The sequence below is a fragment of the Bacillus sp. 5B6 genome, from assembly GCF_000259405.1.
In the GTDB taxonomy this organism is placed as follows: Bacteria; Bacillota; Bacilli; order Bacillales; family Bacillaceae; genus Bacillus; species Bacillus velezensis.
Window position 1 is genome coordinate 661,167 of sequence record NZ_AJST01000001.1, and the last position, 18,864, is coordinate 680,030.

The 18,864-nt window shown below is 48.7% G+C and carries 22 protein-coding genes; 14 read left to right on the plus strand and 8 right to left on the minus strand.

What is annotated here, in order from left to right:
- Positions 1-33 precede the first annotated feature (33 nt).
- The 3 genes from MY7_RS03140 to bstA are packed head-to-tail and all read left to right on the plus strand — an operon-like array spanning position 34 to position 3,308.
- Positions 34-2,445, plus strand: a complete 2,412-nt coding sequence (locus tag MY7_RS03140; protein ID WP_029325992.1) for a PEP/pyruvate-binding domain-containing protein — start codon at positions 34-36, stop codon at positions 2,443-2,445.
- Between the two features lie 22 nt (positions 2,446-2,467).
- Complete coding sequence (locus MY7_RS03145; protein ID WP_007408543.1) at positions 2,468-2,740, plus strand: ribonuclease inhibitor Barstar; 273 nt, start codon at positions 2,468-2,470, stop codon at positions 2,738-2,740.
- A gap of 25 nt (positions 2,741-2,765) precedes the next feature.
- The gene (gene bstA / locus MY7_RS03150; protein WP_007610139.1) at positions 2,766-3,308 is read left to right on the plus strand and encodes a bacillithiol transferase BstA; all 543 of its coding nucleotides are present in this window, start codon (positions 2,766-2,768) and stop codon (positions 3,306-3,308) included.
- On the opposite strand, the gene MY7_RS03155 is transcribed toward bstA, so the two are convergent.
- Both MY7_RS03155 and MY7_RS03160 read right to left on the minus strand, forming a co-directional pair.
- Positions 3,268-4,860, minus strand: coding sequence for an MFS transporter (locus MY7_RS03155; protein WP_007610140.1), 1,593 nt, complete (start codon positions 4,858-4,860; stop codon positions 3,268-3,270). The genes bstA and MY7_RS03155 overlap by 41 nt on opposite strands.
- 109 nt (positions 4,861-4,969) lie before the next feature.
- A complete protein-coding gene (locus MY7_RS03160; protein ID WP_007610142.1) occupies positions 4,970-5,452 on the minus strand; it encodes a MarR family transcriptional regulator in 483 nt (160 codons plus the stop codon).
- 168 nt (positions 5,453-5,620) lie between these two features.
- On the opposite strand from MY7_RS03160, the gene mprF reads away from it, so the two are divergent.
- The 3 genes from mprF (at position 5,621) to MY7_RS03175 (ending at position 9,830) form a co-directional block, all read left to right on the plus strand.
- Positions 5,621-8,191, plus strand: coding sequence for a bifunctional lysylphosphatidylglycerol flippase/synthetase MprF (gene mprF, locus MY7_RS03165; protein ID WP_029325991.1), 2,571 nt, complete (start codon positions 5,621-5,623; stop codon positions 8,189-8,191).
- A 93-nt stretch (positions 8,192-8,284) separates the two neighbouring features.
- Positions 8,285-9,169 carry a PhzF family phenazine biosynthesis isomerase gene (locus MY7_RS03170; protein WP_007610145.1) on the plus strand — a complete coding sequence of 295 codons (885 nt, stop codon included), beginning with the start codon at positions 8,285-8,287 and terminating at the stop codon, positions 9,167-9,169.
- A gap of 76 nt (positions 9,170-9,245) precedes the next feature.
- Entirely contained in the window at positions 9,246-9,830 is a 585-nt protein-coding gene (locus MY7_RS03175; RefSeq protein WP_007408549.1) for a nitroreductase family protein, read from the plus strand.
- A gap of 39 nt (positions 9,831-9,869) precedes the next feature.
- On the opposite strand, the gene MY7_RS03180 is transcribed toward MY7_RS03175, so the two are convergent.
- From MY7_RS03180 to MY7_RS03185, 3 genes are all read right to left on the minus strand, one after another.
- Entirely contained in the window at positions 9,870-10,061 is a 192-nt protein-coding gene (locus MY7_RS03180) for a YfhD family protein (protein ID WP_029325990.1), read from the minus strand.
- A gap of 71 nt (positions 10,062-10,132) precedes the next feature.
- Positions 10,133-10,243 carry a YfhE family protein gene (locus MY7_RS19010; RefSeq protein ID WP_003155504.1) on the minus strand — a complete coding sequence of 37 codons (111 nt, stop codon included), beginning with the start codon at positions 10,241-10,243 and terminating at the stop codon, positions 10,133-10,135.
- Between the two features lie 57 nt (positions 10,244-10,300).
- Positions 10,301-11,200, minus strand: a complete 900-nt coding sequence (locus MY7_RS03185; protein WP_007610148.1) for a TIGR01777 family oxidoreductase — start codon at positions 11,198-11,200, stop codon at positions 10,301-10,303.
- 91 nt (positions 11,201-11,291) lie between these two features.
- Here MY7_RS03185 and recX point away from each other — a divergent pair, with 91 nt between their 5' ends.
- From recX to MY7_RS03200, 3 genes are all read left to right on the plus strand, one after another.
- Entirely contained in the window at positions 11,292-12,083 is a 792-nt protein-coding gene (gene recX / locus MY7_RS03190; protein WP_029325989.1) for a recombination regulator RecX, read from the plus strand.
- Positions 12,084-12,089: 6 nt separating this feature from the next.
- The gene (locus MY7_RS03195) at positions 12,090-12,404 is read left to right on the plus strand and encodes a YfhH family protein (RefSeq protein WP_007610157.1); all 315 of its coding nucleotides are present in this window, start codon (positions 12,090-12,092) and stop codon (positions 12,402-12,404) included.
- Positions 12,405-12,548: 144 nt separating this feature from the next.
- On the plus strand, positions 12,549-13,742 hold the full coding sequence (locus tag MY7_RS03200; RefSeq protein ID WP_025284446.1) for an MFS transporter: 1,194 nt from the start codon (positions 12,549-12,551) through the stop codon (positions 13,740-13,742).
- 39 nt (positions 13,743-13,781) lie between these two features.
- Here the strand turns inward: MY7_RS03200 and MY7_RS03205 are convergent, their stop codons facing one another.
- From MY7_RS03205 to MY7_RS03215, 3 genes are all read right to left on the minus strand, one after another.
- Complete coding sequence (locus MY7_RS03205; RefSeq protein ID WP_007610158.1) at positions 13,782-14,171, minus strand: DUF2606 family protein; 390 nt, start codon at positions 14,169-14,171, stop codon at positions 13,782-13,784.
- Positions 14,134-15,045, minus strand: a complete 912-nt coding sequence (locus MY7_RS03210; protein WP_007610159.1) for a trypsin-like serine peptidase — start codon at positions 15,043-15,045, stop codon at positions 14,134-14,136. Before MY7_RS03210 ends, MY7_RS03205 begins: the two co-directional genes overlap by 38 nt.
- A 145-nt stretch (positions 15,046-15,190) precedes the next feature.
- On the minus strand, positions 15,191-15,343 hold the full coding sequence (locus MY7_RS03215; protein WP_003155495.1) for a small, acid-soluble spore protein K: 153 nt from the start codon (positions 15,341-15,343) through the stop codon (positions 15,191-15,193).
- Positions 15,344-15,466: 123 nt separating this feature from the next.
- Here MY7_RS03215 and MY7_RS03220 point away from each other — a divergent pair, with 123 nt between their 5' ends.
- The 5 genes from MY7_RS03220 to MY7_RS03240 all read left to right on the plus strand — a co-directional run bounded on the left by MY7_RS03220 (position 15,467) and on the right by MY7_RS03240 (position 18,860).
- Positions 15,467-15,736, plus strand: coding sequence for a YfhJ family protein (locus MY7_RS03220; protein WP_003155492.1), 270 nt, complete (start codon positions 15,467-15,469; stop codon positions 15,734-15,736).
- Positions 15,737-15,867: 131 nt separating this feature from the next.
- Positions 15,868-16,395 (plus strand): SH3 domain-containing protein, encoded by a 528-nt coding sequence (locus MY7_RS03225; RefSeq protein ID WP_007610160.1) that lies wholly within the window; start codon positions 15,868-15,870, stop codon positions 16,393-16,395.
- Between the two features lie 85 nt (positions 16,396-16,480).
- Entirely contained in the window at positions 16,481-16,816 is a 336-nt protein-coding gene (locus MY7_RS03230; protein WP_029325988.1) for an SdpI family protein, read from the plus strand.
- Complete coding sequence (locus MY7_RS03235; RefSeq protein ID WP_007610162.1) at positions 16,809-17,669, plus strand: alpha/beta fold hydrolase; 861 nt, start codon at positions 16,809-16,811, stop codon at positions 17,667-17,669. The genes MY7_RS03230 and MY7_RS03235 overlap by 8 nt, the downstream gene beginning before the upstream one ends.
- Positions 17,670-17,879: 210 nt before the next feature.
- Positions 17,880-18,860, plus strand: coding sequence for a glycosyltransferase family 2 protein (locus MY7_RS03240; RefSeq protein ID WP_003155484.1), 981 nt, complete (start codon positions 17,880-17,882; stop codon positions 18,858-18,860).
- Positions 18,861-18,864: the final 4 nt, after the last annotated feature.

The following is an 18,864-nucleotide window of genomic DNA, read 5'->3' on the forward strand; positions in this document are numbered from 1 at the left end:
TTGGATGAACGACTAAAAAGGAGCGGGGACATTATGAATGACTGTGTCAAAACATTCGGAGAACTTCCGGCCGAACTTTATTCCTTTGCGGGAGGAAAAGGAAGCATTCTCTCTAAAATGTATCAAAGCGGGTATCCTGTGCCTGAAGGGTTTGTGATTTTGCCGTCAGCTTTTCAGGACGGGCAGCTCCGCAATCAGGCGAGAGAGGCTGTTGATCAATATGTGAATTCCATCCGCAGCCGCCATGCATCTGCGTTGTTTGCCGTACGCTCATCCGCGCTGAGCGAGGATTCCGCTCAGGCTTCCTTTGCCGGAGAATTCGATACGGTGTTGAATGTCAAAACAGATCAAGACATGTCCAGGGCGATTGATGAAGTCCGCCGATCGGCACAGTCAGAAAGAGTAAAAGCGTACAGCGCCGTTCAGGGAATGGAAGATGAGCATGAAATCGCAATCGTCATCCAGCTGATGATACCGTCTGAGATATCCGGAGTGCTGTTTACCGCAGATCCGATTACGGGGAGCAGACGGGAGATGACAGGCAATTACGTCTACGGTCTCGGGGAGCAGCTCGTTTCCGGGGAAGCCGATGCCTATTCTTTTAAACTGGCACGGCCCAAGAAAAAATATGACGGCCCCGGAGAATTTCGCAAATATGCGTCAAAGCTCTATAAACTGGCGAAAAAGCTGGAAAAAGATCTCGGAGGGCCGCAGGATATTGAATGGGCCGCCGCGGGCGGGACATTGTATATTCTTCAATCCCGCCCGATTACGACCTTACAAGCCGGAAATCTGGAAACCTATGAATGGAATGATTCTTTCAGCGGTGATTTTTTATGGACAAACACAAATATAGGAGAAGCGATTCCCGATGTGATGACGCCGCTGACATGGTCGCTCCTCCGGAATCTGGATGAAGAGTCGGGCATTATTCCGGGCTATTATGTCTGGTCCGGCAATATTTGCGGCAGAGCCTATAACAATATGAGCCAGCCTCTTTCCGTTCTCGCCGCTTTCGGTCTGAATCCGAAAGGCGGAAAAATAGGAAAAATGATGAGCGATACATTGGGAGAAATCCCGGCGGAAATGAAGATTCCTTTATATCCGTTCTCAAAGTATGAACTTTTGAAGATCATCCCGAAAAAACTGAAACCGTATCTGTCGAAAATGAAGCAAGCGAAAAAAAACATGTCCTCCTACTTGGACGAATCGCCGGAGTGGTGCCGGAATATTGAGGAAAAGCTGAAACGTGCCGAAACGGAGCGGGCATTATTAGCGATATGGAACAATGAGATCTATCCGTATTTATGCAACGCGTGGTTTGCGTTAATATCCGGCGGGCGTGATTCTGCGCAATCCTCTTCGTCGTTAACCTCTCAATTAACAAAACTCGCAGGAATAGAAGATGCGAATCTCCTGCTGTCCAATCTGAGGGGAAAAGGCGGACTGGCCAGCCTGGAGCCGATTATCGGCATTGATCAAGTCATGAAAGGCCGTATGAGCGAGGAAGAATACCTCAGGAACCAAGGCCACCGTGGCCCGCATGAATACGAACTTTCCATACCGCATCCGGGAGAAAACCGGGATTGGCTGACGAAGCAGATCAAAGAACACAAGGAGTCGGGTATTGATGCCGAACAACTGCTTTTGAAACAGCAGCGGGCGCATGAACAGGCCTTCCGAAGATTTGAAGAAAAGTATCCTCATAAGGTCAAATGGCTCAAAGCCAAAATGGAAAAAGCGTCAGAATACGCGAATATTAGAGAAACAACCAGATCCGAATTTGTCAGGGTGTACCGGACAGCCAGAGCATTCGCGCTCAGAGCGGCGGAAATGACCGGCATGAAGGACGATATTTTCTTCTTGTATCTGCATGAAATAACCGATCTGCTCGCGGGGAAAGAGCCGGCGGTTGCGTCGATTCAAGCGAGAAAGCAAAACTATGAAACCTATAAAAAACTGCCGCCGTTCCCATCCGTTATTAACGGAAGGTTCAATCCGTTTAAATGGGCTGAGGATCCTGACAGAAGAGCGGATTATTACGATGCTTTTATGCCTGCGGAAACTGATGATGCGCATACTTTAAAAGGTTTCGCGGGAGCGGCCGGGAGAGTGGAGGGCATTGTCCGTGTCCTTGATGCTCCGGAAGACGGGGATTCTTTTGCGGCGGGGGAAATTTTAGTGACGTCGACAACCAATGTAGGCTGGACCCCGCTTTTTCCAAGAGCGGCTGCTATCATAACGGACGTCGGCGCCCCTTTGTCCCACGCGGCGATCGTCGCCCGGGAACTGGGGATTCCTGCTGTTGTAGGGTGCGGAAATGCAACGTCAAAACTGAAAACGGGGGACAGGGTGGCCGTTGACGGCGGGCAAGGCATCGTCCAGCTGGAACCGCGGCAGACTCCGGCCACTTCTGAAGAGGAAAATGGTAAACTGATAGAATAAAATCATGAGAAAGGAGCCGCGCATGAATAAAGCAGTTATTAACGGGGAGCAAATCAGAAGTATGAGCGACCTGCATCAGACATTGAAAAAGGAACTTGCCCTTCCTGAATACTACGGTGAAAACCTTGACGCTTTATGGGATTGTCTGACCGGATGGGTGGAATACCCCCTCGTTTTAGAATGGAGACAGTTTGAACAAAGCAAGCAGCTTACAGAAAATGGCGCCGAGAGTGTGCTTCAGGTCTTTCGTGAAGCGAAAGCGGAAGGCTGCGACATCACCATCATACTTTCATAATACGATCAACGGGAGAGAGACAAAAATGGAAAAACAAACCCTCAGCTATCCGATTGGAGAATATCAGCCGGCTGAATCGATTTCGGCCGGACAGAAACAAGAATGGATCAATGCGCTGGAACACGCTCCGGCCAAACTGAAACAAGCTGTCAGAGCGATGTCGGACAGTCAGCTTGATACGCCTTACCGAGAAGGGGGATGGACTGTCCGCCAAGTGGTTCACCATCTGGCGGACAGCCACATGAACGGCTATACCCGGTTTAAATTGAGCTTAACGGAGAATGAACCGGAAATCCGTCCTTATGATGAAAAAGGCTGGGCTGATCTTCATGATTCCAAAACCGCCGCTTGCGGAGATGCGCTTGAGCTGTTAACGATCCTGCACAGAAGATGGGCCGCTCTTTTGCGCTCCATGACGGAAGCCCAATTCAAACGGACATACTTCCATCCTGTATCTAAAGAGACGGTTACGCTGGAACAAGCGCTCGGGCTATATGTCTGGCACTCTGAACATCACATCGCCCATATTACTGAGCTTTCCCGGCGGATGGGCTGGCATCTGTCTTAGAGGATGCCGGCTTCCGGAAATACGCCAAAACCGCCGCAGACACAATCGTGCATAATGAAATGACGGCGGCTGCCGTATAAAGATGGTGGTAGCCGCTGGAAATGCCCGCTTCAATCGCATCAGAAACCGCTTTTTTGACGGCGGGAACGGGGATTCGGCTCACTTGCTCCTGCAACGAAGAAAGTCCGCCGCCGATATCGGGCATTTGCGCCTGATCAGCGGGAATGCCGCTTTTCGCTAAACGGTTTTTGATGTCATCTCCGATCCGGTCAAAGCCCGCTGTAATGAAGCCGGCATATAAAGCCGGAGCGAGCGTCAGCCCGACCTGCCTTACGAGTGACAGCGTGCCGAGCGCTGTGCCTTTGTTTTGGCCCGCCGTTTCTGATACAAGCACATTCAGCGGAGCCCCGAGCAGAAATCCGAAACCGATCCCCGCAATGACACTCGCTGTGACAAATTCCCATTTATCCGTCACCCATAACGGAAATAGGCTGAAGCCTGCAAATGCGATGGCGCCTGATACAACCGCGGAGAAGACCGGCCCTTTTTTATCCGTGATCGCCCCGCCGAGCCACGCTCCGATTCCTGACGCCAACGCGAGCGGCGTCATCCAATAACCCGCTTTCTCCGCCGATACGTGCAAATATTGCTCCGCATAAGAAGGAATAAAAATGACCGCAGCGAGCAGCCCTCCCGATAAAAATCCGATGACGAGCGTCCATTGAAACACTTTATTTTGCAGCAGCGAGTAGGCGAGAATCGGATCGCCCCCTCGGTTTTCAACCCGCTTTTCGACTTTAAGCAGCACCAGAAAGAGAAGTGCCGCTCCCAAAAGATACCCGTACACCTTTACGTTCATTATGCTTTCTGACAGCTTCGCCCCATCGAGATTCGTGATACCGATCATGCAAGATAAGATCGCAAGAGACAGCAGCATTGTGCCGGCGAGGTCAAGCCGTTTCGCCTCAGGCTCTTTCGTTTCAGCGATAAACAAACCGCCGCACACAACCAAAGCGGCGGCAATCGGCAGATTAATCAAGAACAGCCAATGCCACGACCCGGTTACATCAAGCAAAAAGCTCCCGATATTCGGTCCGAGGACGGCCGCCATACCGTTCATCGCCCCTAAAAGCCCGAGAGCTTTCCCCTGTTTCTCCTTCGGAAGCACGGCCAGCACATGCGAACTCCCGATAATAAAAATTCCGCCGCCGCCAAGGGCCTGAATGAGCCGTGCCGCCAAAAACATCGGGAAGCTCTGACTGAGTGCGACAAGCAAAGAGCCGAGTCCGAACAGCCCGACTTCAATTATAAACAGCTTTTTCCGCCCGTATCGGTCCGACAGCTTGCCGACAATCGGCACACTGACACTGAGTCCCAATGTGTAAAGGGTCACTCCCCACGATCCCCATGAAGGAGAAACATCAAAAGAGCTGTTAATCGTCGTCAGAGCAGCGGAAATAATTCCGTTGTCCAGCGCCGCCATGAACACACCGATCGTAAAGAGAGTGATGGCCCAGCTCTGGTTTTTTTCTGTTTGCAATGACTCCGGCATACTGATCAATCCTTCCGTTTTTTAATTCACTTCGAATATATTATTCACTTCAAGTGAATTAAATGTCAAACAAAAAAAGGCCGCCGATACCGGCAGGCCTTTTTCATCTCTATCCCTGTTTGGAAGAATCAAGCGCTCTTGCCAAAATGGAAAGCCCTTGATTGACCGTTTGTTTTTCTTCAGCGGTCAGTGTTTCCAATGAACGCTTCAATTTTACATGTCCTTTTTGATAAAGGCTGCGGAAAATATCTTTCGCGTTTTCCGTTAATTGAACGACGACTGAACGGCGGTCTTCTTCTGACGGAGCGCGTGTAATGAAACATGATTTTTCTAAACGGTCAAGCAGCCCCGTCGTATTTGAAAGGGAAGCACCCATTTTCTCCGCTATGTCACTCACCTTAAGCGTCCCGTGGTTGTTCAGAAGCATCAGCACCTTCATTTGCGGCATGCTCATATCAAGCTTCATCCACTCCGACACATCGCCGAGCCCCGCCGATGTCATCACTTTCATGTACAGCACCCAAATATCCCGTTCCTCAGGAGAAAAAATATCGCCGCCTAATACCGTTGTATCATGCAGATTATAATCCATCGTCTCACTTCCTCATTCATACTCCTGCATACCATATTACTGATTTTAATCAGAGAAAGAAAGTTGCAGGCGAGTTTTGTTTGAATGTGAGGTGGTAGTGTATAATATGTTGGAGATTATTGGGGGAATTATAATAAATAAGCTATTTTATGATGATTGGAGAGAACATTGCTGACTAAAAAGAATGCCTTATCGATATTAAAAGTATTATTTCCTATTGCAGTTTTGCTTTTAGTCATTTATCAGTCCAAAAAGGAATTGACAGACCTTTCTTTTAAAAGAACGCTGTACATTATTAACGGGATTGAGCGTTACGATTTATTTATTCTCGTTCTGCTCGGCCTTTTTGCCGTCAGCGCGATGTCCTTTTATGACTTTGTGCTGAAACGGACGCTTCGCCTCAACATTCCGAATTGGAAAGTATTCAGGGTCTCCTTTATCGCCAATTCCTTTAACAATGTCCTTGGATTCGGCGGTCTGGCGGGCGTCGGGCTGCGGACGATGCTTTACAAAGAACATACGAATGACGTAAAACGCCTCGTCGCAGGCATCGCCTGGCTTACGTCCTCAGCGCTGCTCGGGCTGTCCGTCTTCAGTATCCTGACCATCGCCCGGGTTCTGCCGGTTGGAGAGATTACAGGTGAGAAACCGTGGCTGTGGGCTGTTATCGCCGGAGTGGCGCTTATTGTGCCGGCAGCCTTAATCGCCGCTGGGATCAACAATAAAAAAGCTGGCGCAGAAGACGGTGAAGCAAAACCGAGGCATCCGGTCTTTTCTTACATCGGGGCATCGTTTGCCGAATGGTTTGCGGCGGCCGTCGTCATGTATTATTCCCTGTATGTCATGGGGATTCACGCGGATGTCCGCCATGTATTCGGGGTATTTGCCATTGCTGCTATCGGGGGAATCATCAGCCTTGTGCCGGGAGGATTCGGTTCGTTTGATCTTCTGTTTCTGCTCGGCATGCAGAATATGGGCTTTCCCCAGGAGGCGGTTGTGACATCCATCGTCATCTACCGGATTGTGTATTCATTTATTCCGTTTGTGTTCGGGCTGTTCTTTGCGGCCGGCGACTTAACGGAAAATACGCTTAAACGGCTGGAATCAAATCCGAAGATGGCGCCTGCCGTGGAAACGACGAACGTGCTTCTCGTATTTCAGCGCGCTATCTTAATCAGGGTGCTTTACGGTTCGCTGTCGCTTTTGGTTTTCGTGTCGGGAGTCGTTGTGCTTGCGTCCGTCGCCCTGCCGATCGACAGGGAGACGGTCATTCCGCACATTCCGCGCCCGGCGCTCCTTGCGTTTAACGCGTTATCGCTAAGCGCGGCTTTGATTCTATTAATTTTGCCGATTGAATTATACAAACGGACGAAACGTTCTTATTCAATGGCGGTTGCCGCGCTGGTCGGCGGTTTTGTGTTCAGTTTCTTAAAAGGATTGAACATCAGCGCGATCTTTATTCTGCCTGTCGTCATCGTATTGCTTGTGCTGTTAAAGCGGCAGTTTATCAGAGAGCAGGCATCGTATACGCTCGGCCAGATGATTTTTGCGGCCGCTCTGTTTATTATCGCATTGTTTAACTACAATCTCATTGCCGGCTTTATTTGGGATAAAATGAATCGGCTCCTGCGCCACGACTATTTCGTCCATAACAATTCGCACATTACATATGCCACGATGACGGCCATTATTGTTGTGCCGCTGTTTTTCCTTTTGTTTACGTTCTTTTATCATAAAAGATCGAAGCCGATCGGAGAAGAGGCCGATCCTGAACGGCTGAAGTCCTTTTTGGCGGAAGAAGGCGGAAATGCGCTCAGCCATCTCGGCTTTCTCGGGGATAAGCGGTTTTATTTCTCAAGCGACGGCAAAGCGCTTTTATTGTTCAGCCAGATTTCCAGAAGGCTTGTCGTGCTCGGTGATCCGTCAGGACAGAGAGACTCTTTTCCGCTTGTGATTGAGGAATTTCTGAATGAAGCGCATAAGCAGGGGCTGAGTGTCATGTTTTATCAGATCGAACGTGAAGATCTGGCGCTGTACCATGACTTCGGCTATAACTTCTTCAAGCTTGGAGAAGAAGCGTTCGTGGATATGGAGGCTTTTACGCTCTCAGGTAAGAAAAAAGCGGGGCTGCGGGCGATTAACAACAAATTTGACCGCGAAGGCTACACATTTCATGTCGGGGAACCGCCGTTTTCCTCGGAGTTTATCGCCAAGCTGAAAGACATTTCGGACGAATGGCTCGGACCGAAAAAAGAGAAAGGTTTTTCCCTCGGTTTCTTCGACCGGGATTATCTGGAACAGGCGCCGATTGCTTACGTGAAAGACGCGGAAGGGGAGATCATCGCTTTTGCCAACCTGATGCCGATGTATCAGGAAGGCGAGATATCCGTCGACTTGATGCGTTATCGGAAAAGCGCGCCGAACGGTATTATGGACGCGCTTTTCATCCGTCTGTTTCTCTGGGCGCAGGAAAAAGGCTATACCACCTTCAATATGGGCATGGCGCCTTTGTCAAACGTAGGAACGGCTTTTACATCTTTCTGGTCGGAAAGAATCGCGGCCGTCATCTTCAACAACGTCCGGTATATGTACAGCTTCAGCGGGCTGCGGGCCTTTAAAGAAAAATACAAACCGGAGTGGCGCGGGAAATACTTGGCGTACCGCAAAAACAGATCGCTGTCCGTCACGATGATCCTCGTCACCCGCCTGATCGGAAAAACCAAAAAAAGACGCCGTTAAAAGGCGTCTTTTTTTTGGAGAATTGACTAAAAATTCTAATTTTACTCTGTTATACTGAATAACATGATCATAAGGTGAAAGGAAGGCTGATGAATGAAACAGGCAACCGTGTTTAAATATGAAGCGTTTTCCGATATTCCGGATTTGGGAAATCCCGCGGGAATCGTCTTTAACGGAGATGATTATTCAGATGAAGAGATGCAGATGATCGCCGAAATGGCAGGGTACAATGAAACCTCATTTCTCTGTAAAAGCGGAGAAGCCGATCTGCGCATCCGCTATTTTACACCCGGCCACGAAATGAATTTATGCGGACATGCTACCGTCGCCTCTCTTTACGCATTAATTGAAAAGGGAAGGCTTCAGGCTGATCAGACATATCAAATTGAAACAAAAGCCGGCATTCTTCCCGCAAAAGCCGCTGAACGAAACGGCCGGGTATACATCACACTCGAACAGGCTCCCCCGCAATTTCTGCCGTTTACGGGCGACAAAGAAAAGCTTGCCGCCTCGCTCGGGATTACGGCTGAGGATTTTCACAGCGAGCTGCCGATTGTCTACGGATCAACGGGGATCTGGACACTGATTGTTCCGCTGAGATCCCTTAAAGCATCACGTAATATGGTGCCGGACAACGCACAATTCCCCGCTATTTTGCGCGATCTTCCGAAAGCGAGCGTTCATCCGTTTTCTCTTGAAACCGTTCATCCGGAAAGTGATCTGCACGGACGCCATTTTTCTTCCCCTTTCTCCGGAACGACCGAAGATCCCGTCACGGGAACCGCTTCAGGCGTCATGGCAGCCTATATGCGGCAATACGGAGGCTCCGAAGCCGAATGCTTCACGATTGAACAAGGCCAGGAAATCGGGAAAGACGGAAAAGTGGAAATCAGGATTACAGAAGATAACGAAAAGATGAACATCAAGATGACGGGAACGGCCGTGTATGCCGAAACAATCAATTTTCAGCTTCCGTAACGGTTTACAAAAGCCGGTCGTATCCGTTATATTATAAATGATAATCATTTTCATTTGGATAGGAAGGTGAATCGGCATGCCGAAAACCGAACAATTACAGCAAAACGAAAGTCTTGCACATACAATCAGAAACAGAAGATCCATCCGGTCGTTTAAACCGGAAACCGTACCTTCTGAAGTCATATTAGATATGCTTGAAACGGCCGTTTACGCACCGAACCACAGACTGACGGAGCCATGGCGTTTTATCTACGCAGCAAGCGAAGCGGGAAAAGCAAAGCTTGCGGACAGCTACGTCTCATTTTTCAAAAAGATAAAAGATGATTTCAACGAGGAAAAAGAGCGGAACATGAGAAAAAACCTCAGCGCCGTTCCGGGATTTTTACTGGTCGTCTTAAAAGAAGATGAAAATGAATTTACGAGAAACGATGATTTCGCGGCGCTGAGCGGCATGATTCAAAACCTTCAGCTTCTCGCACATGAAAACGGCATCGGCATGGTCTGGAAAAGCGGCCGCATTATGTATGACAAACAGGTGCACCAAGACTTCGGCCTTGCTGACAATGAGCGCTTTGCCGCCATCATTCAAACGGGCTATCCGGATGAACAGCCTAAGGCGAAAGAACGGACGCCGGCAAAAAGCCTGTTTACCGAACTGTAAAAAAAATCCCCGTCTCTATACAGAGGCGGGGATTTCGTATTAGCGGGTTTTGCTTTTAGCTCTGTTGTCAGCGGCTTTCACCCGCGCCTGCGCTTCACGGTCAGCGGAATCAGCAAGCTCGCTTGAATATTCCTCATATGTGCCGTCTGTTTCGCGTTTCAAAGCATCCGGAACTTGAGGAAGTTTTTGTTTGTTTTTATCACGGTTTTTGTGAGTATGATTTCTGCCCATATCAATCGCCCCCCTGAAAAAAGTGATATCAAACAAACATAGTATCTGCCCGGTCCTGATCTTTATTCAGTTTATTTCCGTTTGGCTGCTCTTTCCGCTTTTTTGAATTCACCGGAATAAAGGACTTCCTGCATTTTTTTCAGATTGGCTCCCTGCTGATGTTTTTCGCGCTTCTTTTCCATAAAAGAAGACCCTCCTTCAAAACAGAATACCAATAGGATTGGCTTTTATTTCCGTTTTTATGCAGATAAGAGATCCTTTAAAGCGAAATCAAGTTCTTCATACGTAAATTGAAAACCGGATGTCAGCGCCTGCTTAGGCAGGGCGCGCTGGCCTTTTACGATCAGCAGGCTCATTTCTCCCAAGGCCTTCTCCAGAAAAAGTTCCGGTACGGGAATCCAATGGGGGCGGTGCAAGACGCTTGCGATCATTTTTCCGAATTGCTTCATTTCTACGGGGTTCGGCGATGTCACATTCATGGGACCGGACAAGTCATCATGCTCCGCCGCAAAAGCGATAAGTTCCGCGGCGTCATCCACATGAACCCATGACAGCCATTGCCGTCCAGAGCCGATGGTGCCCCCGGCTAACAGCTTATAAGGGAGAACCATGAGCGGCAGGGCGCCTTTTTCACCGAGCATCACCCCGAATCTGGCATATACCGTCCGGATGCCGAGCGCTTCAATTTTCTGGCCTTCACGTTCCCACATATGAGCCGTATGACTGAGAAAATCTTCATTTGACGTATCTGACTGTTCGGTGAACGTTTTTTCTGTGCTTGTGCCGTAAATGCCGACGGCGCTTGCCTGAATTAAAGCCCGGGGTTTTTTCGGCTGCTGCTTCATAATCCGTCTGACTTCTCTCGTCGCTTCTATTCTGCTTGAGATGATTTGTTCCTTCGTTGTGTCCGTCCAGCGGTCAAAGATGGATTTGCCGGCGAGGTTCACCCATACATCAATAGGGGGAAGCTCGCGCTCAGGCGCCGCGTTTTCGGCCAGCCATTGAACATATGTCACATTTTTTTGTTCGGTTTCTCTCTGTTTTCTTGATAAAATATAGACATGATGTCCCCGGCGGGTAAACACACCTGTCAGATGCCGGCCCAGAAAACCAGTGCCGCCTGTCATCGCGATATTCATATCCATCTCTCCTTACACGTTGATACATATACTGTACCTCATTTGCCAAAAAGAAAAACGCCTGAACATCGGGGCGGGAAAGGAGACCGGGATGCCGTTTATTACAAAAATATCGACCCAAAAGAAAAATACCGAGCGCTTCAACATCTTTCTTGATGAGAAATATGCATTCAGCGTCGACGCCGACGTGCTTGTGCGTTATGACCTGAAAAAAGGGAAAGAACTGGACGAGCTTGACATTCTTGAAATCCAGTACGGCGATGACGTGAAAAAAGCCTTTAACCGCGCCGTAGAATTTTTATCATACCGGATGCGCTCTGAAAAAGAAGTCCGGGATCATCTGAAGAAAAAAGAAACACCGGACATGGTCATTTCTGAAGTCATCCATAAACTGTACGATTACCGCTACTTAAATGACAAAGAATTTGCCGAAGCCTATGCGAGCACCCACAAAAAAACAAACGGCAAAGGCCCTGACGTCCTGTTCCGCGAGCTGAAAGCGAAAGGAATAGACGACGATACCATCAAGGAGACGCTCAGCGCGTTTACATTTGATGAGCAGATACAAGAAGCGCTGAAACATATCGGCAAAATCCTGAAAAAGGACAAAAAGCTGTCCACAAAAGAGATCAGACAGCGGGCGCAGATGCAGCTTCAGCGAAAAGGTTTCCCTTTCGACGTCATCAATGCCGCTCTGGAGCAGACGGAGTATGAGAATGACGATGAAGCCGAGATGGAAGCTCTGAAGGCTCATGCGGAAAAAGCGATCAGGAAATACCGCTATGACGGCAGCTATGAAAGCGGAATGAAGGTCAAACAGTACTTATTCAGAAAAGGATTCTCGATTGACGATATTGATCAATTCTTGCAGGAAGAGGAGTAAACTGAAATGGACAAACGATACAGTCAAATGACGCCTTATGAACTACAGACAGAAATTGCGGGACTGACGGAAAAAGCGCGAAAAGCGGAACAGATGGGCATTGTAAATGAACTGGCCGTGCTTGAACGGAAAATTACGATGGCCAAAGCTTACATGCTGAACCCGGAAGACTTTCGGCCCGGCGGGGTGTATCAGATAGAAGGTTCTGATGACACTTTCCGCATTGATTACATCAACGGCGTATTCGCCTGGGGACACAGATCTTCCCCGTCTGACGGGGAAGAAGCACTGCCGATTTCCGTTTTAAAAGAAAAAAAATAACAAAAGAGGCCGGTTCCGGCCTCTTTTTCTTTTCGAGCACATTCGTTTCAACCTTTCAGTAAAAAATGATTGAATTCATTTTTGATATCTTTTAAGATGGACTTCGTTGTTTTTTAAATAAAAAGGAGGCGATTTGCGTTGAATATCAAAATGAAACAGCCATCTGTGAAATTAATGATTTTTGTTTTAATGATCTGCACATTTTCCATCGGGTATACGGAATATGCTGTCATGGGTATTCTGACGTCGATTGCCGATGACTTTCATATACATGTATCTTCAGCGGGCATGCTTGTTACGGCGTACGCGGCAAGCGTCTGCCTGACGGGCCCGATCGTAACCATTATCGCGGTTAAGCTGCCGAGAAAACCGGTGCTGCTAGGGTTGATGGGCATCTTCGTCCTTGCCAACCTGATGAGCGTCTTTGCGCCGAACTTCGCCGTGCTGGCGATTTCCAGAATTTTATCCGCATCCATCCACGGAGCTTTTTTTGCGATCGCCATGGTGTTTGCGAGTGAAATGGTGCCGCCTGAAAAACGTTCCGCCGCCGCGGCTTCCATGAACGGCGGATTAACCGTGGCGCTGATGCTCGGCGTCCCGTTCGGCTCTTATTTAGGGGATGCCCTTAACTGGCGGGCCGTCTTTTTCATTATTTCCGTTTTAGGCATGATCGGGCTGATCGGACTGATGCTGGTCGTACCGAACCGGAAACCGAAAGTGATTCCGATGCTGATGAATGAATGGAGTGTCTTTAAGCATAAACAAGTGATTTTTTCCTTTGCGATCACCATTCTCGGCTACTCAGGCGTATTTATCGCTTACACGTTTATTGAGCCGATTTTAAGAGATTCAGCGGGGTTCGGCACAGTCGGCATTACAGGCGCATTATTTGCCTACGGTCTCGGCGGAGTGGCGGGGAATTTCTTCGCGGGCAAAGTGCCGCTCAAACTGCTGACGCGCACGATGATCGGTGTGATGATCGGCTTGATCGGCGTCTTGGCGATTTTCCCTTATATCGCCGTTTTTCCAGCCGCCGCGGTTTCAGCGACATTTTTATTCGGCGCATGTGCGTTCGGCACACCGCCGCTTTTGCAGACCAAGGTTATTTCTTCCTCTGAAAACGGCACGACAATCGCCGCTGCGGTGAGCGTTTCCGCCTTTAACCTGGCAAACGCGCTCGGAGCCTGGATCGGCGGATTGATTCTCGGCGGAACGGGATCTTACTCATGGCTGTTTGCCGGCGGTGCGCTGATGACGGCTCTCGGCCTTGTGCTTTCCACGTTCGCTCATCTGTCTGAGAAGAAAGATGTTTATGAATACCAAGTGCATAAAGGATAACAAAAAGCTTGCAGGGGATATTCCGCCTGCAAGCTTTTTTCAGTGTTTCAATGTAATGCTGATCACAGTATGTTTATCACTCTCAGCTAAGGAAATATTCCGGGTTTCCGGTACTCCGTCTTTTTCAAAAACGACGGCATAGGTTCCTTTCACGCCGCTTTTCCATGCAATCTCGCCGTGGTGATCAGTCTTGCCTATTATCTCTCCGCGGTCTATATTCGGCTGGTGATCTGACTCCGCCGCTTTCATCACGGTGACCGTCACACCGGCCGCCGGTGAACCGTCTGCATCCTCAGCATGGAGCGTAACGGGCAATGCTTTTTTGGCGGCGGAATCATCCGCTTTGCCGCATCCGCATAAAACGGCCGCCGCGAGAAAGAAAACAAAAGCTTTATTGATTTGACCAATATTGAATGTTGTCGAATACACTGTTTGTCACCCTTGTTCCCAGATTGTAAGACGACCCGCCGTTTGTATGAATGGCAATGACGGTCTGGCCGGTGTCGCTGTAATTGCGGTAAACGGGCGATCCGCTCTGGCAGCCGAACGTATCTGTCGTGTAGGTGAGTTTATATGTCTCGGCAGAACGTATCGGCTTGCTGTCCGACCACATGGAACCGGACACTTTGTCGCACGGATATCCTGTCACGGTTGAGGAAAGCCCGGCCGGACTGGAACTGTTGGTCGTCCGGTAGCCGTACCAGCCGACAGTATCCCCAGGCGACCCGTTTACTTTGATTGCGCCGTAGTCATAGTTTGTGTCACCGTTTTCTGTCCACCCTTTGACACTGTAGAATGTCTTTCCTGAATAAGAGCCATACGGGTACGATGACCCGTTGCGGCCGGGAGCTGCCGTAATTTTCGATGCCCAGCCGTTTTTTTGATCATACACGCAATGTCCCGCCGTAACGATCGTGTCGGCATTGACAAAAAAACCGGTGCATCCGTAGGTGCTTGTGCTGCCGCTGTATGTGACGGTCAGCTGTGCTGTCGCGCGATATGGAAATGATGTTGTAGGAGAAATTCTGATTCGTTCGTCTGTCCCAATAATACTGGAAGGCTTTAATGACTTGATGTCAGCTTTGCTGTTTTGTGCAAGCTGTCTTTTGGTGAGGCCCGTTCCTTCATAAGCGGGGGATGTCTGTGTTGTTTGTACAGGCTGATTCAGATTGGCGTCAAACTCCTCACCGCTGTTTGATACAGATGTCTGCGGGCTGCCCGCTGCTTCAGCTGAAACAGCAAATAATGAAACTGACAGTAAGAATGCGGTAAGGCTCAGCAATCGTTTTGAAACTGTCTTCATTTTATAAAACGCCTCCTTTTTTGTCTACCGGCTTTCGGTTGAACATTTAACATATTATGGAATTTGTTTAGCGTTATGACTACAAAAGGATGTTTTTCTCCGCAAAAAAAGAGACCGGGTCATTCCCGGTCTCTTACGGTGTGTGTTATCGTCTGCCTGAAGCTCTCATGCGCTCTTGCGGGTGCGAATTAATTGAACCGTCCGCCCGTTTAGAAGCGTAGTCATCCTTTGCCCGCGGTTCGCCTTCAAACTTATTATTGTTCTGATTAGGAAATCCTTTTGCCTTGTTCCGGACCATTTGTTTTCCCCCTCGGCCAATATCAAAAGGTTGCGCCTTCTGGATTGAAGACGTAAAGTTAGTATATGCCTGTGACAAGCTGCGTAAAAGCAGCAGGTTTTCCCAAGGAAAGGAGACAGAGACATGAATACATATATCGACAAACTGACGAATTTGCTGCTTGAGAAAAATGACATGCTCAGCTATTTGCAAGCGCGAACTTGGGTTGAGCTTTTATGGGGAGATTTCGAAGCGACTTACGCAAAAGCCGGCCGCCCGTATCAAGGAGAGCAAATGACGGAACGCGTCGTCAAGGAATGGATCGAATCATACGGCAGCAAGCTCCATATGTTCCAGAGCGTTCGGGAAGACGTTTCTCATTATTTGGATCAAAGCAGGGGTCTCCTGCATTAACATAGCAGTGCACCCGCCGGACGGTATCCGGCGGTTTTTTCTTTTTATAAAAGAAATGGGAAAATCATGTTTGACGACCCGCGGAATGTGGAAATGTGTAATAACTTATAAAATAGCGGGGAGGAACCACAATGAACATGAAAAAGGGGTTAACCGCATTTATTCCGGCCGCAGGACTTTGCTTATTTTTAGCCGCAGGCACCGTTTTTTTCGATCCGGCAGCGAATGCCGCAGCAGTTCACCAGACAAAAATAGACACCGAAGCAGATACATATATCGTGAAAGCAGGAGAACTTAACGTCCGCAAAGAACCAAATAAACAAGGGTCGATTATCGGCACGCTTCGTTCAGAGGATTCCGTAAAGGTTAAACGGCTTCAAGGAGCAGATTGGGCTGAGATTGACTACAAAGGTCACAAAGCCTATATTTCCACGCATTTTCTGATGAAGCAGCCGGTGAAGGCGGTGACCGCGAAACAAACCGCTTTTTATACGCCGACTTTGGAAACCGGCAAAAAAGGGTCCGTTAAAGCGGGTGAAACCGTCAATGTGCTCGGCTGGGGGTTCAGCCATGACGGAGGGTTTGACCGTAAATGGGCGTACATCACATACGGCGGGAAAGCAGGTTATGTGAAAACGGCCGACTTAACTCAAAAATAAAGATTCAGGCAGGCGAATGAGCCTGCTTTTTTTCTGAAACCTTCCGCCTTTCCTTTCGTAAAAGATGAAAAGGAGAGTGAGGGATATGATAATGGTGATCGGCGGCCTTCTGATGGCTGCGGCCGGCATTTTAGTCACATTTTTTCCGCCGAAGTCGATCAACAGCCTGTATGGATATCGGACGAAGCGCTCTATGGCGGATGAGTCGCAGTGGAGAGAAGGCAATCGATTCAGTGCGCTCCTCATGATTTTGTTCGGCCTTATTTCGGCGGCAGCTGGGTTTGCGGGCAGCCTGCTTATCCGGCTGACTCAGCCGTTCGCCCTGATCGTTCAGGCCGTATTGTTGATTGCGATCAGCGTACTGATCATCGTCTTAACAGAAAGAAGATTGAAACAAACGGGGAGGAGATTCGATGAATGACATTACGTTTCACATGATCGAAACAAACGGGGTGACGCTGCACACGGCTTCAGCCGGTCCGAAAGACGGTCCTTTGGCGGTGCTGCTGCACGGGTTTCCGGAATTCTGGTACGGCTGGAAGAGCCAGATCAAACCGCTGGCGGATGCCGGATACCATGTTGTCGTGCCTGATCAGCGCGGCTATAATCTCAGTGACAAACCGGAGGGCATTGAAAACTATACCATTGATACGCTCAGAGACGACATTATCGGGCTGATCACGCATTTTACAGATGACAAAGCCGTCGTCATCGGCCACGATTGGGGAGGAGCCGTGGCCTGGCATTTGGCATCCACGCGGCCGCAATACGTAGAAAAATTGATCGCGGTCAATATCCCGCACCCGGCGGTTATGCGGAAGGTCACACCGTTTTACCCGCCGCAGTGGAAGAAAAGCTCTTATATCGCTTTCTTTCAGCTTCCGGAAAAGCCGGAACGGAGATTGTCTGAAGACAATTACCGCGTATTGGATCACTCGATCGGCTTATCCGAACGCCCGGCGCTTTTTTCACGGGAAGATGTCGACAGCTACAAACAGGCATGGGGCAGAAAAGGAGCGCTCACGGCGATGCTGAACTGGTACCGGGCGATCAGAGCCGGCGGTTTAGGTCCTGCCGTTCCGCTAAAAATGTCCGTTCCGTACCGATTAATATGGGGCGTCAATGACCGCGCGCTGAGCAAAAAGCTCGCTAAGGAAACAAAACGGATGATTCCAAACGGCGACTTAATCTTTATAGACGATGCCTCACATTGGGTCATTCACGAAAAACCGCGCATCGTCAGCCATTTGATTCATGAATACCTTCAGCAATAAAGTCTGTCCCGCGTACAGACTTTTTCTTTTTTTTCTCATATCTGCCGAAAAACATGACAAAATATAAACCATATGCAGAAAAAATTTTCTGCCCGTGTAACAAAAAAAGGGTTTAAACGTCATTAAAAAAAGGAAAAGCCTTACTGAAGTTTTGCGGACAATTCCTTTAAGGCCGTCCTAAAAAAAGAATAATACAAAGAAGGTGCCTTCATGAAACAAAGGTTAATCTCAATTATTATTCCGTCTTACAATGAAGGGAACAATGTCAAGCTCATCCATGAATCTTTAAAAAAAGAGTTTCAGACGATTCATTATGACTATGAAATTTTCTACATCAATGACGGAAGCGCGGATGACACCCTTCAGCAGATTAAAGAACTGGCCGCCAGAAACCATCGCGTCAAATACATATCTTTTTCCCGCAACTTCGGGAAAGAAGCGGCCATTTTGGCAGGATTTGAACACGTGCAGGGCGAAGCGGTAATCGTGATGGACGCCGATCTGCAGCATCCGACCCATCTGCTGAAAGACTTCATTCAAGGCTATGAAGAAGGGTATGACCAAGTCATCGCGCAGCGCAACCGAAAAGGGGACAGCCCCGTGCGTTCCGTGCTTTCTTCCCTGTATTATAAATTTATCAATAAAGCCGTCGAAGTGGACCTGCGTGACGGGGTCGGAGATTTCCGCCTGCTGAGCCGGCAGGCCGTTGATGCCCTTTTGAAGCTGAGTGAAGGGAACCGTTTCTCGAAAGGGCTGTTCTGCTGGATCGGGTTTGACCAGAAAATCGTATTTTATGAAAATGTCGAAAGGAAGAACGGCACGTCCAAATGGTCATTCAGCAATCTGTTCAACTACGGAATGGACGGTGTCGTCTCCTTCAACAACAAGCCCCTTAGGGTATGCTTTTTCACCGGTATTCTGATATTGCTTCTGTCGATGGTTTATATTGTAACGACCTTTGTTCATATTCTGACACACGGCGTGTCCGTACCCGGATACTTCACCATTATTTCCGCCGTGCTGTTTTTAGGGGGCATCCAGCTTTTGAGTCTCGGCATCATCGGAGAATACATCGGCCGGATTTACTATGAAACAAAAAAACGCCCGCACTATTTAATTAAAGAAGCGAATATAACATACGGAGAACAAAATGAAACGAATTATACAAAAAAGCGCAAGTGGAACCATTAAACAG

Coding starts and splice junctions, on each gene's coding strand:
- MY7_RS03225 (WP_007610160.1), top strand. CDS start 15,868: ATGAACATGAAAAAGGGGTTAACCGCATTTATTCCGGCCGCAGGACTT.
- MY7_RS03215 (WP_003155495.1), bottom strand. CDS start 15,343: ATGGTCCGGAACAAGGCAAAAGGATTTCCTAATCAGAACAATAATAAG.
- MY7_RS03145 (WP_007408543.1), top strand. CDS start 2,468: ATGAATAAAGCAGTTATTAACGGGGAGCAAATCAGAAGTATGAGCGAC.
- MY7_RS19010 (WP_003155504.1), bottom strand. CDS start 10,243: ATGGAAAAGAAGCGCGAAAAACATCAGCAGGGAGCCAATCTGAAAAAA.
- MY7_RS03210 (WP_007610159.1), bottom strand. CDS start 15,045: ATGAAGACAGTTTCAAAACGATTGCTGAGCCTTACCGCATTCTTACTG.
- MY7_RS03185 (WP_007610148.1), bottom strand. CDS start 11,200: ATGAATATCGCGATGACAGGCGGCACTGGTTTTCTGGGCCGGCATCTG.
- MY7_RS03195 (WP_007610157.1), top strand. CDS start 12,090: ATGGACAAACGATACAGTCAAATGACGCCTTATGAACTACAGACAGAA.
- MY7_RS03160 (WP_007610142.1), bottom strand. CDS start 5,452: ATGGATTATAATCTGCATGATACAACGGTATTAGGCGGCGATATTTTT.
- MY7_RS03155 (WP_007610140.1), bottom strand. CDS start 4,860: ATGCCGGAGTCATTGCAAACAGAAAAAAACCAGAGCTGGGCCATCACT.
- MY7_RS03235 (WP_007610162.1), top strand. CDS start 16,809: ATGAATGACATTACGTTTCACATGATCGAAACAAACGGGGTGACGCTG.
- MY7_RS03170 (WP_007610145.1), top strand. CDS start 8,285: ATGAAACAGGCAACCGTGTTTAAATATGAAGCGTTTTCCGATATTCCG.
- MY7_RS03240 (WP_003155484.1), top strand. CDS start 17,880: ATGAAACAAAGGTTAATCTCAATTATTATTCCGTCTTACAATGAAGGG.
- MY7_RS03220 (WP_003155492.1), top strand. CDS start 15,467: ATGAATACATATATCGACAAACTGACGAATTTGCTGCTTGAGAAAAAT.
- MY7_RS03180 (WP_029325990.1), bottom strand. CDS start 10,061: ATGGGCAGAAATCATACTCACAAAAACCGTGATAAAAACAAACAAAAA.
- MY7_RS03230 (WP_029325988.1), top strand. CDS start 16,481: ATGATAATGGTGATCGGCGGCCTTCTGATGGCTGCGGCCGGCATTTTA.
- MY7_RS03140 (WP_029325992.1), top strand. CDS start 34: ATGAATGACTGTGTCAAAACATTCGGAGAACTTCCGGCCGAACTTTAT.
- MY7_RS03175 (WP_007408549.1), top strand. CDS start 9,246: ATGCCGAAAACCGAACAATTACAGCAAAACGAAAGTCTTGCACATACA.
- bstA (WP_007610139.1), top strand. CDS start 2,766: ATGGAAAAACAAACCCTCAGCTATCCGATTGGAGAATATCAGCCGGCT.
- recX (WP_029325989.1), top strand. CDS start 11,292: ATGCCGTTTATTACAAAAATATCGACCCAAAAGAAAAATACCGAGCGC.